Origin of the sequence: Flavisolibacter tropicus, assembly GCF_001644645.1 — a bacterium.
Lineage (GTDB): Bacteria > Bacteroidota > Bacteroidia > Chitinophagales > Chitinophagaceae > Flavisolibacter > Flavisolibacter tropicus.
Genome location: NZ_CP011390.1, coordinates 4584865 through 4600697, shown reverse-complemented (window position 1 = coordinate 4600697; position 15833 = coordinate 4584865). Strand labels below are relative to the sequence as shown.

The window sequence follows — 15833 nt, the reverse complement described above, 5'->3', positions numbered from 1 at the left end:
CTTCTGAGAGAAATGAAATAGCTATTTTGTACTGTCATTCTTTTATCAAGTGTTTTTGAATCAGTTTCTCAAGCTCACCAGTGTCAGGTGTTGGGGCGTCAGCATTAATTATATTACCATTTTCATCAAGTAGCAAGTAGCGTGGAATAGTTTCAATCTTATATTTTTTAAGAAAAGATTGGTTTTCAAAATTTTCAAAGACAAAAGAAAGAGATGGATCCAAGTTCAACTCACCACTACGCAACTGCCATTTTAAAAGATCTCTATCCATTGACAAATACAGAAAACTAATGTTTTCTTCCGCCAGTCTTTTATGCAGTTTTTCCATATATGGTTGTTGCTCTTGACATGGTACACACCAACTTGCCCAGATATCCACAAGAACCAATTTACCTTTGTGTTGAGCTAACACTTCTCCCAGTGTATAAACTTTAGAATCTGCGAAAGCAATGAGGCGATTATCCTTTTTTTGCTTGGACTGTGCTGCATACATTTTTTGTTGTGCAACTAAGTTTCTAACAATAGATTCATACGATACATCTTTACAAGAGCGGTAATAAGTACGCAGACTTCTTTTTGAAACAGGTACACGCCTATAAAGCGCATGGTACATTACCTGGGTAAGATAAAAGTCACGGGAAAGTGCCTTAAGGTTTTTATTGACCGTATCCATAACGTCCCTTAGCTGCCTATCTTCTCTTACCCTATCTTTTACCGGCATTAATTCTGGCATAACCCGTTCAATCAACAGTGAGCCTCCATAATAAATTTGTTGTTTTTCCTTAATGGAATTAAAAGTTGACAACAATGTTCTTAGCTTTTGTACATATAGACTGTGCGCCTTTAACTCCTGCTGGTAATCGAAATAAAAGCCATACAGCATCGATCGGTGCTCATTCTCCAGCTTAATTCTCGTTATTGACTTAAGATTTTCACTGATTGTATAAGCAGTAGCTAATGAATCCAGCAACGCTTTAGAGCGATTGATATACGCAGGCACTTCGCCTATTATTTGTTGTTCAAAGAGTAAAATGCTATCGATAGAATACTCTTTTGTACGGGGTGGGAATTTAGGTATAAGTCTATAATTCAATTGCTGAAATGCTGCCTCGAAGCGCATCTCTCGGCTGCGTTCCTCATTTCCCTTACTTACAAAAAAAGGGTTGCCATTTTCATCAATTGTAATAGTTATGTTTTCTCCCGGATAAACCGTGTACGAGGTAGCATATCTAGCGAAACGTGTAGGCCGACTGATTGGTACCGACAGCTTTTGATTTGGCCTTAATTCAACTGACAAACGTACTACATTCGACAGTGCACTATATCCTATCCACTCTCTATCTAAACCATCAAAGAACAAACTATCTCCTTCAAAAGTAACAGGTAAGGAGGGGGTTTCCAGAAGTTTTGAAGATCGACAAGAGGCAAATAAAAACAGTAGCAAGAAGAGCCAAGTTAGTTTCATAGTAATGAAAACATTTCAGTTAGAGTTTGGTAGTAAGTTCATGGGAAGATAATTAAATATTTGTGTAGCATTATCTAAACAAACCTTTTCCTTTACTTGCCGCATTCACTCTCAAAAATGTCGCTTTTACCCCTGTACAATATCTAATTGTTATGCGAACTTGCAGATACAAACACAACATATACTTACATCATGATTACTACAAACAATCCCATTACAGTATGCTTATGGTTTGATGGAAAAGCCAAAGAAGCCGCTACCTTTTACTGCTCTGTATTTAAAAACGCAAAGATCACTACCGACACACCTATGGTTGTCACCTTTGAATTGAATGGAAGGAAATTTATGGGTTTGAATGGAGGGCCAATGTTTACCTTTAACGAAGCAGTATCATTGGTAGTGGAATGTGAAACCCAGGAAGAAATTGATTATTACTGGAACAAACTTTCAGAAGGCGGACAGGAAAGTCGCTGTGGCTGGCTAAAAGATCGCTATGGTTTATCCTGGCAGATCATACCAAGTATTATTGGACAATTAATGAGGGATCCTGCAAAAGGAGAGCGCGTTATGCAAGCGATTCTAAAAATGAATAAGCTTGACATTGCCACATTACAAGAAGCCTAAATAGCGTACCATTTAGCATTCATTTTTTATTAAAAAAACCAGATCAATAAACGATGAATTAGTAATTGCTAAAGCAACACCATGCAAGCAAATCATCTACTAATATATACAGGCATTCAAATTAAATACTATCTGTACTATATAACCGAAATTTATAATACAGCTTAAGCGTTATATAATCTGCCAACTTGGCAAACTATATTCATAAGTAAAGAATATACTCAAGCCCAGCCAGACTCCTAATTGAGATGGAGGTAGGCTGGGTTTATTATTATACTTTCTGTTTTATTTCTTGCATATCACACTTACACAAAACTGATTTCTTAAACACTTCATTAACAGTTTACACAGCAAATCAGAAAAAAGCGAATTAGGCTCCACGTTATCAAAAGGTTTTAACAAGTTTTTTTTCAGCATCTAACTTATATGAAACACAGTAGTTTACATATATCCTACCTACTGCAGGGGTTGCATCGGTCGTTTTTTGGTGTTATCTTTGCTGTAGAGCTTTCGACCTAAATATGCAATTGAACAGCAACCGGTAATTGAAAAACCAAGTCGTCTGACCACCGGATTTCGTGCTGATAATAATAGACGCCAATATACCAGAAAACGTTGAGCTGAAATCCAATTTCAGGTCGGTATTGTTTTACCTAAACAAAAACAATGACAAAAAGGAAACGCGTTAAAGCGAGCCTGTTACACCTATTTGTATTAGCTTCTTCAGTAGCTTATGCTAAAAGTGGTAAACAGCAGCTGCCAACAGACGCCCAACAAAAAACAACCGTTGCTGCCCAGGTTCTTACCAAAGCAGCTGTTACGGCCGTCTTAACTGACAGCTCTTTAGTCAACCCCGATTCGGCTAAGTCGGGCAGCTTATTGGACGAACTCTTCAACAGTGAAATGTCCAATGCCCCCAAGGCCAACCTAAACACAAAAGCGACAAGCTTTGTTAAAAACTTTCTAAAAGACAATCAAGAAGATCTGCAACTAGCAGAGCGACGCAGCAGCAGCTGCTTTAGTACTATTGCTGCCATTTTCAGCCAATATGGCTTACCAACAGAATTAAAGTACCTGGCTGTAATTGAATCTAAATTAAACCCTAAGGCTACCTCACATGCTGGTGCGGCAGGACTCTGGCAGCTTATGCCTAGCACTGCCCGCTTACTAGGATTGAAAGTAGGAGGCAAAGTAGATGAACGCCGACACCTTTATAAAAGCACTGTGGCCGCTGCTAAATACCTTAAAACACTGTACAATATTTATGGCGACTGGTTATTGGTACTAGCAGCCTATAATGGAGGTCCTGGCAATGTAAACAAAGCCATTAAGAAAAGCGGCAGCCATAATTTTTGGCAACTACAAAACTTTTTGCCTGGCGAAAGCCGGGCCCATGTAAAACGCTATATTGGAGCTCACTACTATTTTGAACAACAAGGCGGCGTAACTACACATACGCCCGATGAGTGGGAAGAATACCAGCAAGCGTTGTCTTCGTTTATGCTGGCCCGTAAGCAAGAGAATGAAGAACTAATACGTCTTATGGGTATGGAGGGCAAACCCATTCCGATACCTATTGTAAAAAATGACCTATCAAACACCCCTAAACAAGCAGTTGGGAGGTAAGTAATACAACAGGCGCACATGATGATCATGGCGCCTGTTTTCTTTTAGTCTTTACAGCAATATAAAATAGTACTCCTCACCGTTAGATAATCAAACTTAACTTCTTCCTGATTCTATATGCTAGCACTAGCCTCAACTTCACTATAGATATCGGCTAACTGACTGCAATGTCTCTCCGTATGATAAATAATGAAGTAGAGCCATTCGAAACGAGTTAAGCGGCCCAGTCGAGGATGCGGGTATTGCTCACATAGTTCATATAGATCTTTTTCGCCCACTACCCGACTGATCTGCTGCATACAATATTGTAAGCCATCAACCAACTCTTGTTGATTTTGCACCGTGCCTGTTGGCTTTACGCTCTCAGGCGCAACGATCTTCATTGTTCGATCGGATAATGCCTCTTTTATTACAGCCAGCTTTTTATCAGGATCTCTATCAGGCGTAGCGCCATCCAACTTCAATACATACGATAGGTTCTTATTCACAATGAGTAAATGCTCTGCCACTTCGGCCGCTGACCAGTTTTGTTCCGCAGGTCTTTTCGTAAAAGCATCCGGTGTAAAAGACTGTAACAGTTGGATCAATTTTTCAGTGACTGCCTGCAAATCTTTCTGAATAGAAGCGATGGTGTCCATAATTGAAATTATACGGAAAGGTAATAGCTTCTTGTCAGTTACTTCAAGAGATTTTGTAGTCGTTTTCTGGAAATATTCTTGCTATAGTTGATACTATTCTTTACGATGGCAGCAAATTCCAATAACTTAGATTTACGTAAACCTGTATTACTATGCAGCCCACCTATTACATCTGCAAAACATGTGGTGTACAATACAATGCTTCTGTTAATACACCTACACATTGCCCTATATGTGAAGACGACAGGCAGTATGTAAAAGAAGAAGGGCAACAGTGGACTACCTTAGAAGAATTAAATGCCAGCTTTACAAACACAATAGACCAGATAGCAGATCGTGTTTATGCTATTTACACAACACCATCATTTGCTATTGGCCAACGAGCGCATTTGATACAAACACCTGGTGGTAATATTCTATGGGATTGTATTGCTAACCTGGATGCGGCTACGATTACTCGGATCAATGAGTTGGGCGGTATCAGCGCCATTGCTTTGTCGCACCCACACTATTTCTCTACCATCATAGAATGGAGCGAAGCTTTTGGGAACGCACCTGTTTATATTAATGCATTGGATGCAGAGTGGCTGGGTAGAACGGATAAATGTATACAGCTATGGAGTGAGCCAGTTTTGGATCTATGGGATGGCATTCAACTGGTACGTTGCGGCGGCCACTTTCCAGGCGCTTCTATTCTTTACTGGCCAGCTGGTAAAGGTGCGTTGTTTGTAGGCGATACGATACAAGTGGCGCCTAACCGAAAGACGGTGTCGTTCATGTATAGTTACCCCAACATGATACCGCTACCTAAGCGAGAAATTCTTAGCATACAAGCTACAGCAGCACCGTTAACATATGATGCCATGTATGGTGCCTTTGGTCAATATATACGTACCAATGCACAAGCGGCTATGGAACGATCAGTGAAGCGCTATTTAGAAATCTTTGACTAAAGCAAAGGGCAATACTATAATTTATTGAACAGCTTCCAACTGGCGGTAATAATCATGTTGCAGATCTTCATGTAGCGTAGCAATAGCAGCCTCTATCTTCTTTACCTGTGATTGATACAGGTTTTGCAGCTGCGTACTTTTCTTAATAGGAATTTTAAACTCTTTTATTTGAGTAACGAAGTATAGCAACAGTTCTACTTCACCTTCCTTTTCGCCCATATAACGTATATGCTTATTCGTTAGTCGAAGTATCTTACGCAGACTTTTCTTAATCCAGAACAAGCTACCTGTATTTATTTCTTCAAAAGCCTCATCCATTTCTTCTTTAATGCTTTGCACATAGGCTGGCCAATCGTGCTGCTCAAACAGTAAGTAACTTAGCAGCTCTTTGTTATCTTTCTTAAACCGGGCCAGGCGCAGGCTAAGCTCTATCAGCTCTGATGCGGTCTTTTCTTTCAACTCTTTTTTAATATCGGCTATACTAGCAGCTTTCATACTGCTAAAGTAAGCCAAAAGAGATGTGAGAGGTGAAAGAGAGCTGCAAGCTGCACGCTACAAGCTGCAAGCCAAACAGCCCCAAGTGAAACGTGAAAAGAGGGCATACTGTTTAGTGCTGCAATCCCGTTAATCCTATTAATCCAAGGTAATCCGCGGTCCAAAGGAAATGCCGGCACAAGCCGGCATTAAAAACTTCACCCAGGCTATTTAAAAGACAATTGCTGTTCTCCTATGGTTCTCACCTTCTTTTTTGCGGGATCAATATTCGCATACCTGGCTGAATCATTTCAGAAGCATTTCGGATGGCATCACGATTGGCTTCAACAATTTCTTCCAGGGATACACCATACCGGTCGGCAATATTCTGCAGCGTGTCTCTTTCCTCAATTATGTATTCGTCTATAATGCCTCCTACACGGCCTTCGGCCATCTGACGGTTGTATTCCGCGTCAGTGTTTCTATTGGTTCTTTCCTGCATAACAATTGTTTACACAAGTACGCCAAAATATTATGCCACATTCATAATTACATGGATTCCAGCTCTTCACTAGAGACCGCAGATTGGTGGGATTTGGAATGGATTAGCAGAATTTGGAGAAATGGCAGATGTGAGGATGGCTGATGGCTTATTTGAGTTGACAGGTTGACAAGTTGATAAGTTGACAGGGAGGGAATATTGAACAAGGAACAAGGAATGATGAATGAAGAAGTAGAGAAAAATGTTCAATGCTCAACGATCAATACTCAAAGGAGGGTTTCACGCAAAAACGCTAAGATGAAAAGATGCTAAGAAATGGTGAGCTATAAATACAATTGGAAACCCTATTCTCCGTGCCCCTCTGTGTCCCCGTGCCTCCGTGGTTCCCCTCTCCATGTGCTCTGCGCCTCTGCGCGAAAACATGCAGCGCGAAGCGCCTCAAAGGATGAGGTTGCTAAAGTTTTGTTAACGGACAGAAAATGACCCAACGGTTTTGTCTTCACCTGGGGTATTGTTAGAAAGCGTTTACCAAAACCTAACTATTAAACCATTGTTTATGAAAAAAATCATTCACCTGGCATCTGCCCTGTTTTTATCAACCCTGTTATTTTCTGCTACCTCCTGCAATAAGGATGATGAATTTAAAAAGGAGCCTATTGAAGTACAGCTGTTAACTGCAAAAACCTGGCAGATAGAAGAAGTAGCAGAAGTAACAGATGGAGAGCCACCGCACGTTACCTATAAAAAAGGGGCGGCCAATAATGAAGATGATTTTTCTCGAGTACGTCAATCTTTCAAAAAAGATGGCTCGATTACTTTCATCGACCAGGAAGGAGAATCTGGTAGTAATGGCCACTACAAATTGCTAGATAATAATATGCTGCGCCTAAGCTGGGGATTCATTACCAATATAGTAGAACATGTTGTTATTCGGGAGAACAGTTTTTCCTATCGGCTGGTACATGAAGACGGGTATACACAGTTTACATTCAGTCCTGTGCAATAACATCCATAGCCCTTTTTGCTACATCCTTATACTTTAATTCCATTATTAGTTTATGTTTCAACTATTCAAACCGTCAATTTGCTTGTTGTTACTAGCATCCTTAGTGCTTCTATCTTGTCAAAAGCAAGTGCTAAAAGATAATACCTGCTCCTGCAGTAATGATACCAGCTTCAGTGAAGTAAAAAACTTGCTTACAGCGCACCCCTGGCAAATAAATGAAGTAATAGACCCTTTTTCAGGTACGCGCTATAAGAGAGGTGTACTAACTGACGGTAAAGACTTTGCTACTGCCCGTTATCTCTATAAAGAAAATGGTACTCTTACAGGTAACACCTGGCAAGGCAGCATTGCCAACACCTGCTATACATTGCTTGACAACCGGAAGATACAGGTGTGCTCTCCTCCCTGCATCGATATATACAATGTTATTAGTATTGGTGCAACAGAATACTCTTATAAAGACAATAGTGGAACCATCTTTATTCTTGGCCCTGTAGAAGCAAGTGAAACAACTGGCCATAAATAACGCAGCCTTATGAAAATCTACTTTACGATACAACTTAGTTTCACGCTGCTTATTTTTTTAGGTCGACCTATTGCCGGACAGTCGCAAACAGTCATTCCCAAAATGGCCGCACAACTGCAACCAAGTCGACTGAAAGGAGGCCACTTCTTACGCAAGAATCTATCCTTTGCAGATTACAAAACACGGCACTTTCACCGCACGCTAGGGTCTTTCTTTGCTGCAAAGCCCTTACAGCCAGCAAACCTTATCAGTATTAGTGGCATCCCATTGTATAGCCACAAGCTACGCTGGTCGAAAGATGTCTTTCGCTTTGACGTAGAGAAAGACGGGCAAAAAATAAGTACCGTAGAATGCAGGGCGACCTTGCTAACCAATGAAACGTTTTCCCTGTTCCGGTTACGACAGGATTCTTCTTTCTTTGGATCACGTAATGAAGATCTGCTGGAAGCCCGCATACAACTGGCAAACCAAACCAATCAATTTTGGGAAGTGGTAGCTACCAATTTAAACGGCACCAAAAGAGAAGCGCAGAAAGGCCTTATCCGAAAAGACAGCATAACCATTGAATTCATACGAACACCAGCCCTGTTAAGAGACCGCCCTGTTGAAGCAGGCAATGCCAAAAGCCTGCTTAGCAGCCTGCATCAGGTATATGCGTTTACTTACCAGCAGGAAATAATTGCGGCCGTAACAGTAGATGAAAGCGGCCGCTATAAAAAAACCTGGATGAAAGAAGTCTTAAACGCCGATATTGCTGATGCCATTGCCAGCACCATAGCCATCCTTACCACCAGACGAACCATTTATAAATAATGAAGCCTAATTATTCCATGAGAGTTTATATCCCTCTATTTATACTATTCCTGCTATTGCTGATCTTAAGCTTAAGCAGTTGCAAACCTTATCAATTAACTATACCTAACCGCTTTAGCGAACAATCTACCCGCATGGAAGTAAAGGGTTGGAACAGTTATAAACAATTGCGCTTTGGTAGCTATCAAACCTCCAAAGTAAAAAGAGGTTTATTAACAAAGAACAGTCGCAGTAGCAAAAGAGCCCCTGTAACTTCTGCTGACCGAGTGAGTAGAATTTTTGATGTAGAAGCCAGCAGTGTGACCGAGCGTTCGAAAGACCATTTCCAGTATACCATCAGCGATGGCAACCAAGTAGCCGAAGTGCTGGCTACAGAAGGCAGCATACACGACATGCTAAAAGTAAAAACAGGCGTTCGTTGGCTGGGCGACTTTAGCCAAACAAAGAACTACCAGTATGCCTTTTCAGCAGTGATCATTCCCGTAACCAACAAGGATACCAGCGTGTGGCAATTGGCGGTATATAATGGAGAACATCCACCTGTTGATTCTATGGGGAGGAAAGCCGTCTTTAGGTACCCGTTGGAATTGGGCTTGGCTACTAATGGCATAGATACCGTTACCATTAACCAAATACGCGTAACGCATTCTACATCACCTAAAGGAAGAGAGGCAACTATGCCCTTTGAAATACCAGGAGGTTATGAACTGCGCATGGATGGTGGTGTAGTAGGTATTATTAATCAATGGAACCATGAGATCTGGTTTTACAATGACTTAGATGAACCGACAAAGCTTGTATTAAGTGCAATTGCTTCATCGCTTCTATTACGCAAGATCAAAAGCATTAAATAATTTCAGAGAAACCATGTAGTATTACAGCTAGTGCCGCTCCTGGAGTACGATATTGAAAACATGATCGAAGGCTGCCTGGCCAACGACCGCAAAGCGCAGAAGCTGCTGTACGAGCATCTCTATGAGTTTGCCATGACCATTGCCTTGCGTTACTCGCGCGATGAGATGGATGCTGCCGACATTATGAGCCATGCCTTTGTAAAAGTATTCAAGAGTATCCGCACGTTTGATTCTTCCAAAGGATCACTACATGCCTGGATCAAACGGATAGTAGTGAACGAGGGCTTGGATCATATCAAATCCAGAAACCGCTTTAGTGAAAATGTGGAACTGGAAACCGTAGCCGAGCCTGGTATCAATAACAGTGTGCTGGAGCGAATGGGAGCAGAAGAGATCATGAAACTGATACAGAAACTTCCACCAGCAACGCACGCCGTCTTTGTCCTCTATGCTGTAGAAGGCTATAACCACCGAGAGATAGCCGAACGACTAAACATCAGCGAAGGCACCTCGAAATGGCACCTGAGCGAAGCCCGGAAAACTTTACAACAACAACTGACACAGTTAAACACGTAATGAATCAGAAAACAACATATGAAGTAACCATCACCAGCAAGCTGAACCAGCTGCCGATTCCTGATTTGCGGGAAGCTATATGGGCGCGCATTGAAGGTGAGCTGGATGCAGATATGCCTACCGATGATGGAGGTGATACACCGCCATCCTCTCCGCGCGGCGGTCAGGTGTTACCTTACGCGCTACCCGGCATTGTTGTTATTATCATTGCATTGTTTCTAATAAAAATCAATAAACAGAATTCAAAACCCAATAAGATCCCTGCTACTACGCCAGCCACTCAGACCATCATTACTACACCGGCAGCGTCGCCACCACCAATAGACACTAAAGCCATTATTCCTGATAAGAAAAACCCGGTTGTTTACCCGGGCACCAATGTTCCCATCAGTACTGTTCCCAACAGCACTGATTCATCGTCTGTACCCGTAGCTGATATTATTCCGCCAGTTACAGACAATACCAACCAGCAAGCACCACCGCTTGTACAGGCACCGCCATCCCAAACTCAGAAGACTGATTCCCTAGCTCCCAAAAAGAAGCGGGGAGTAAGTGGTATCACAAACGATGATTACCGCATAACACCGGCAAAGCCCGATAGCGGTCGTAAGAATTAAGCGTAACTATACTTTCTTTAGTTGACAGAGAACAGTTGGCAGATGACAGTTGGCACTAAACTACCCACCCTCTGTCAACTGTCAACCATCACCGGCTATACGACTGTATAACTGAATTGTTATTATTTCTTAGCCCTCAGGTATTGCGATGGCCAGGGCACATCCACCCCTAGTGCTTTAGCTGCATGCAACGGAAAGTAAGGATCGCGCAGCATTTGCCGGGCCAGCATGATGAGGTCGGCTTGTTGGTCTTGCAAAATCTGCTCGCATTCCTGTGGTGTAGTAATGAGACCAACGGCCGCAGTTAAAATACCTGAGCCTTTCTTTATTTGTTCAGCAAACGGCACCTGGTACAGTGGCACTAATGGAATACGCACACCCGTGATATTACCACCGGTAGAACAATCGATCAAATCAACATCTTTTGTCTTTATTATTTTAGCCAATGCTATAGAGTCGTCTACAGTCCAACCGTTTTCTACCCAATCGGTAGCAGAGAAACGTACAAACAGCGGATACTCCTTGGGCCATACTTCCCGAACGGCTTCTATTATTTCGATAACTAACCGAGTTCGATTTTCAAAGGAGCCGCCATACTCATCTGTTCGCTGATTACTGAGCGGTGATAAAAACTCATGTATGAGATAACCATGTGCGCCGTGTAATTCAATTAGCTTAAACCCAGCCTGCAAAGCACGCTGTGTAGCTGCTTTAAAATCCTGCACCAGTTTTGCAATCTGGTCTCTTGACATTTCAACAGGAGTTGGAGTCCCCTCTTTAAACGGAATAGCGCTAGGCCCTACTGTCTGCCAGGCGCCTTCTTCCAACGTTAAGGGCTCACCTCCTTCCCAAGGATTATGACTGCTGGCTTTACGGCCTGCATGTGCCAGCTGTATACCCGGCACCACACCGAAGGATTCAATAAATGTGGCTATTCGTTTTAAGCCATCAATATGTTCATCTTTCCAAATACCCAGGTCCTTATGTGTAATTCGCCCTTCTGGAGTCACAGCCGTAGCCTCCAGAATAATCAATCCTGCGCCGCCTACTGCACGGCTACCTAAGTGCACCACATGCCAATCGTTTATAAAGCCATCGTTTGCAGAGTATTGACACATGGGTGCGACAGCGATACGGTTCTTCAAAGTGATCGATCGAATCTTTAATGGTTCAAATAACAAAGCCATTCTACTTGTTTTATTGTTCAAAGTTTACAAATAACTGACCATAATTGGGAGCCGGGAATCAGCAATCGATAATCGGGAATCGGCAAATGGAAATAAAGAATATTGAAACCATGTAGAAAGGCAAGTAGCGAATCGTTCTTTAAAATCTGAACGCTCCTGGCTTTAAAAAGTAAATCCAATTAGCGATTGCCAATTCTCGATTGCCGATAACATCATGCACATCGTTAAGTTTAGCCGCCGATACTGGAACACTTGTTGTGGATAACAGGGCCTCTTATCAGCTAAGTGATCAACTAATTTTGTTATTCAACCTAAAATCAGAAACATATGACCCCAACGAAAGGATATGCTGCACAAGACCCAAAATCAGATTTAGCCCCCTGGAGCTTTGAACGCCGCGAGCCCGGACCACATGATGTACAGATTGAGATCATCTACTGCGGTGTTTGTCACTCCGACATTCACCAGGTTCGTGATGAGTGGGGCGGCACCATTTTCCCCATTGTACCCGGCCATGAGATTGTAGGCCGTGTGTCGAGAGTAGGTGACCATGTAAAGAAATATAAGAATGGCGACCTGGTAGGTGTAGGCTGCCTGGTAGACTCTTGCCGGGAATGTAGAAACTGTAAAGAAGGTCTGGAACAATATTGCGAAGTTGGTTTTGTAGGCACCTACAATAGCCGCGAGCGTAAAACTGGCGCGGTTACTTATGGTGGTTACTCCAATATGATTGTTACCCATGAAGACTTTGTACTGAAAGTATCAGAAGACCTACCACTGGAAGGTGTAGCGCCATTGTTATGTGCTGGCATTACCACCTACTCCCCTCTGCGCCACTGGAAAGTAGGTAAAGGTCATAAAGTAGGTGTACTTGGCTTAGGCGGCCTGGGACATATGGCTGTAAAGTTTGCCGTGGCGTTTGGAGCTGAAGTAACTATGCTGAGCCACTCCCCTTCTAAGGAAGCCGATGCTAAACGCTTGGGTGCACATCGCTTTGCACTGACAAGCAACGCAGACACCCTTAATGAACTCGCCAACTATTTTGACTTTATTATTGATACTGTATCAGCGCCACACAATTACAATACATATTTAAGTATGCTGCATACAAATGGCACCATGATCTGTGTAGGTGCACCACCTGCACCTGCAGAAATTCCAGCATTCAACCTGATTGGCCAGCGCAGAAGCATTGGCGGCTCGTTGATTGGCGGCATTAAAGAAACACAGGAAATGCTGGACTATTGCGCCGCTAACAATATTACCTCCGATGTGGAAGTGATTGCCATTAAAGACATCAATACCGCCTATGAGCGTATGATGAAAGGCGATGTGCGCTACCGTTTTGTAATTGATATGGCCACATTATAAAAGGAGGAGCATAATGAAAAAAAGAAAACTTGGGAACAGCGGTTTGGAGGTAATGCCTTGGGCCTTTGGCGGCAACGTCTTTGGCTGGACAGCAGATGAAAAGACCTCTTTCCTGTTACTGGATGCCTTTGAAGATGCCGGCTTTGACTTTATTGATACTGCCGATGTGTATTCCCGTTGGGCGCCGGGTAATAAAGGCGGAGAATCGGAAACCATCATTGGCAAATGGGTTAAGCAAAAAGGCAATCGTAATAAAATAGTTATAGCTACCAAAGTAGGTGGTGATATGGGACAAGGCAAAAAAGACCTTTCGGCCAAGTATATCCGAAAAGCAGTTGAGGATTCCTTACAGCGCTTGCAAACCGACTATATAGACCTGTATCAATCGCACTGGGATGACCTGGACACACCGGTTGGTGAAACCATCGAAATCTTTGGGCAACTGGTTAAAGAAGGTAAGGTAAGAGCTATCGGAGCCTCAAACCTGAGTCCAGAGCGTTTACAGGAGTCGCTACGATACAGCAAGGAGAAAAACCTGCCAGCGTATCAAACCTTGCAGCCAGAGTACAACCTGTACAACCGCTCAACATTTGAAACGCAGTATGAACCGATCTGTTTGCAGGAAGGTTTGGGTGTGATCAACTACTATGCATTAGCCAGCGGTTTTTTAAGTGGTAAGTACCGTACGGAAGAAGACGTGAATAAAAGTGTGCGTGGTGGTGGTATAGTCAATAAATACCTGAACGAACGTGGCTTGCGCATCCTTAAAGCACTGGATGAAGTGGCTGCACAGTACCAGACTAACCAAGCCAGTATTGCGTTAGCCTGGCTATTGGCCCGCCCGAGTATTACAGCACCCATTGCCAGCGCAACCAGCGTGGAGCAAGTGAAAGAGCTGGCGAAAGCGTTTCAGATAGAGTTGGATAAAGAAGCGATAGAGAAATTAAATAAGGCGAGCGAACCCCAGCACGCCCCCGGCCCCTAAAGGGGAGGCCCAGGCTTCTTGAACCACAGAGGCAAAGAGGCACGAAGGGACACAGAGGAAATGGCTGATTAGCTGAAGTGAAGATTAGCAAATGAAGTTAGGTTGACAAGGCAGAAGGATTTCACGCAAAGGCGCTAAGAGGAAAAGACGCAAAGAATTGATGGACTATAAATGAAAAGCACTCCACTTAACAGAGTGCTTTTCATTTATTAAGCAGTTTGATCTTCTGGCTTTGCACGCTGGCCCTTTCACGTTTGACGTCTCACGGCCTAGGCTTCCGCCGCGCTGACGCTCCCCTTTAGGGGCCGGGGGTGTGAGCTGGGCCTTAAAATAAACGCAGCTGCACTCCCTTCGAACGCTTGGGTGGTTTGGCATCGCCAAAGATGGTTTTGCCACCGTATTTCCAACTGTCTTCTATTTCTTTTTGAATAACTTCCTGCAGTTTATCCGTTGGCGTGAAGTCTTTTTCTGCGCGGGCGGCTATTTCATGAAGTTTCTTCAGCGCTTGTGCTTTATCTGTTTGACCAATCTTAGCGCGCTCCACTGCCTTTTGCATGGTATGGATCACTTCATCAAAGGTCTTGGTAGGCACAGGGAATGGATGCCCATCCTTACCGCCATGGGCAAACGAAAAGCGGGCAGGATCTTTAAAACGTGACGGTGTACCGTGTACCACCTCGCTCACTAAGGTTAAGGATTGCAGCGTACGAGGACCAACACCTTCCAGCAATAACAGCTCTTCAAAGTCTTTGGGTTGCTTGTCATGGGCTAACCATAGTACGGTACCTAAACGTTTTAAGTCAACATCTTTACTACGCACATCATGATGAGAAGGCATGATCAAATGCTGAATCTCCTGCATCATGGTCTCTGGCTTTTCACCAGCGATCTGCAGAATACCTTCCCGTGTGATATTGGCGTCGGTAGCTGTTAAGTTCAGGATCAACCCCTGGTTTGCGCCATGCACCCCAGCATGAGGCTCTTCAACAAATGATTTCAGATCGGCAGAGTGCCAATGATAGCGGCGCGCCATGGCATCGACTTCGCGCATCCCTTGTTGCACTACGGTCCACTGCCCACTATCAGAAAGAATAAAACTGTGAATGTATAATTGAAAGCCATCCTGCACAGCGGTATTGTCTACCTTGGCACTGAGTTTAGAACTACGTACCAGCTCATGTCCGTTCAAGCCGGTTTTATCAGCAATGGCCAATAGTTCTTCTGGTGTTTGCCGGGAAAACTTGCCTTTCCCTCCGCAGAAATACAAGCCCAGTTCTTTGGAGTGAGGATTTATAGAACGGCGTAAAGCCCCTAAGACAGATGTGGTAATACCCGATGAATGCCAGTCCATTCCCATCACCGCCCCTAAGCTCTGAAACCAGAAAGGATCGCTCATGCGGCGTAGAAATTCTTCTTTTCCATACTCCACCAAAATGGCTTCCGTGATAGCCAAGCCCAACTTCCCCATGCGCTCGTATAACCAATTGGGTACGGCTCCATTGTGTAAGGGAAGATCTGCAGAACCACTACGCTTCATAGCCAATAAAGATCGCAAAAAGGGTGCAAAGGAAATGATAAGAAACAGCAATTCATACAGCTTTTGGGATTACCCCTTG

At 43.3% G+C, this 15833-nt stretch carries 17 protein-coding genes; 11 read left to right on the top strand and 6 right to left on the bottom strand.

Annotation, left to right across the window (positions count from 1 at the left end; translation table 11 throughout):
• Positions 1 to 34 precede the first annotated feature (34 nt).
• Positions 35 to 1465, bottom strand: a complete 1431-nt coding sequence (locus tag SY85_RS19670; RefSeq protein ID WP_066406749.1) for a TlpA family protein disulfide reductase — start codon at positions 1463 to 1465, stop codon at positions 35 to 37.
• 192 nt (positions 1466 to 1657) lie between these two features.
• Here SY85_RS19670 and SY85_RS19665 point away from each other — a divergent pair, with 192 nt between their 5' ends.
• Positions 1658 to 2089 (top strand): VOC family protein, encoded by a 432-nt coding sequence (locus SY85_RS19665; RefSeq protein ID WP_066406747.1) that lies wholly within the window; start codon positions 1658 to 1660, stop codon positions 2087 to 2089.
• A gap of 666 nt (positions 2090 to 2755) precedes the next feature.
• Entirely contained in the window at positions 2756 to 3715 is a 960-nt protein-coding gene (locus SY85_RS19660; RefSeq protein ID WP_066406745.1) for a lytic transglycosylase domain-containing protein, read from the top strand.
• A 113-nt stretch (positions 3716 to 3828) separates the two neighbouring features.
• On the opposite strand, the gene SY85_RS19655 is transcribed toward SY85_RS19660, so the two are convergent.
• Entirely contained in the window at positions 3829 to 4353 is a 525-nt protein-coding gene (locus SY85_RS19655) for a DinB family protein (protein WP_066406744.1), read from the bottom strand.
• A gap of 152 nt (positions 4354 to 4505) precedes the next feature.
• On the opposite strand from SY85_RS19655, the gene SY85_RS19650 reads away from it, so the two are divergent.
• Positions 4506 to 5306: an MBL fold metallo-hydrolase gene (locus tag SY85_RS19650; RefSeq protein ID WP_066406742.1), complete on the top strand. Its 801-nt coding sequence runs from the start codon at positions 4506 to 4508 to the stop codon at positions 5304 to 5306.
• 21 nt (positions 5307 to 5327) lie between these two features.
• On the opposite strand, the gene SY85_RS19645 is transcribed toward SY85_RS19650, so the two are convergent.
• Together SY85_RS19645 and SY85_RS19640 are read right to left on the bottom strand one after the other, a co-directional pair.
• Positions 5328 to 5801, bottom strand: a complete 474-nt coding sequence (locus SY85_RS19645; RefSeq protein WP_066406741.1) for a hypothetical protein — start codon at positions 5799 to 5801, stop codon at positions 5328 to 5330.
• Positions 5802 to 6042: 241 nt separating this feature from the next.
• Positions 6043 to 6282, bottom strand: coding sequence for a LysM peptidoglycan-binding domain-containing protein (locus tag SY85_RS19640; RefSeq protein WP_066406739.1), 240 nt, complete (start codon positions 6280 to 6282; stop codon positions 6043 to 6045).
• A 556-nt stretch (positions 6283 to 6838) separates the two neighbouring features.
• Here SY85_RS19640 and SY85_RS19635 point away from each other — a divergent pair.
• The 6 genes from SY85_RS19635 to SY85_RS19610 are packed head-to-tail and all read left to right on the top strand — an operon-like array spanning position 6839 to position 10674.
• A complete protein-coding gene (locus SY85_RS19635; protein ID WP_066406738.1) occupies positions 6839 to 7288 on the top strand; it encodes a hypothetical protein in 450 nt (149 codons plus the stop codon).
• 52 nt (positions 7289 to 7340) lie between these two features.
• Positions 7341 to 7814 (top strand): hypothetical protein, encoded by a 474-nt coding sequence (locus SY85_RS19630; protein WP_148661244.1) that lies wholly within the window; start codon positions 7341 to 7343, stop codon positions 7812 to 7814.
• Positions 7815 to 7823: 9 nt separating this feature from the next.
• Complete coding sequence (locus SY85_RS19625) at positions 7824 to 8627, top strand: hypothetical protein (RefSeq protein ID WP_066406734.1); 804 nt, start codon at positions 7824 to 7826, stop codon at positions 8625 to 8627.
• Positions 8628 to 8644: 17 nt separating this feature from the next.
• The gene (locus tag SY85_RS19620) at positions 8645 to 9481 is read left to right on the top strand and encodes a hypothetical protein (RefSeq protein ID WP_148661243.1); all 837 of its coding nucleotides are present in this window, start codon (positions 8645 to 8647) and stop codon (positions 9479 to 9481) included.
• Positions 9482 to 9541: 60 nt separating this feature from the next.
• Positions 9542 to 10057, top strand: coding sequence for an RNA polymerase sigma factor (locus SY85_RS19615; protein WP_066410013.1), 516 nt, complete (start codon positions 9542 to 9544; stop codon positions 10055 to 10057).
• Entirely contained in the window at positions 10057 to 10674 is a 618-nt protein-coding gene (locus SY85_RS19610) for a hypothetical protein (RefSeq protein ID WP_066406731.1), read from the top strand. The genes SY85_RS19615 and SY85_RS19610 overlap by 1 nt, the downstream gene beginning before the upstream one ends.
• A 122-nt stretch (positions 10675 to 10796) precedes the next feature.
• On the opposite strand, the gene namA is transcribed toward SY85_RS19610, so the two are convergent.
• The gene (gene namA / locus SY85_RS19605) at positions 10797 to 11861 is read right to left on the bottom strand and encodes an NADPH dehydrogenase NamA (RefSeq protein WP_071891044.1); all 1065 of its coding nucleotides are present in this window, start codon (positions 11859 to 11861) and stop codon (positions 10797 to 10799) included.
• Positions 11862 to 12188: 327 nt separating this feature from the next.
• Between namA and SY85_RS19600 the strand changes: the two genes are divergently transcribed.
• Positions 12189 to 13232: an NAD(P)-dependent alcohol dehydrogenase gene (locus SY85_RS19600; protein ID WP_066406730.1), complete on the top strand. Its 1044-nt coding sequence runs from the start codon at positions 12189 to 12191 to the stop codon at positions 13230 to 13232.
• A 13-nt stretch (positions 13233 to 13245) separates the two neighbouring features.
• Positions 13246 to 14217, top strand: a complete 972-nt coding sequence (locus SY85_RS19595; RefSeq protein WP_066406728.1) for an aldo/keto reductase — start codon at positions 13246 to 13248, stop codon at positions 14215 to 14217.
• 325 nt (positions 14218 to 14542) lie between these two features.
• Here the strand turns inward: SY85_RS19595 and SY85_RS19590 are convergent, their stop codons facing one another.
• Positions 14543 to 15805 carry a DUF763 domain-containing protein gene (locus tag SY85_RS19590; RefSeq protein WP_226998906.1) on the bottom strand — a complete coding sequence of 421 codons (1263 nt, stop codon included), beginning with the start codon at positions 15803 to 15805 and terminating at the stop codon, positions 14543 to 14545.
• Between the last annotated feature and the right edge of the window lie 28 nt (positions 15806 to 15833).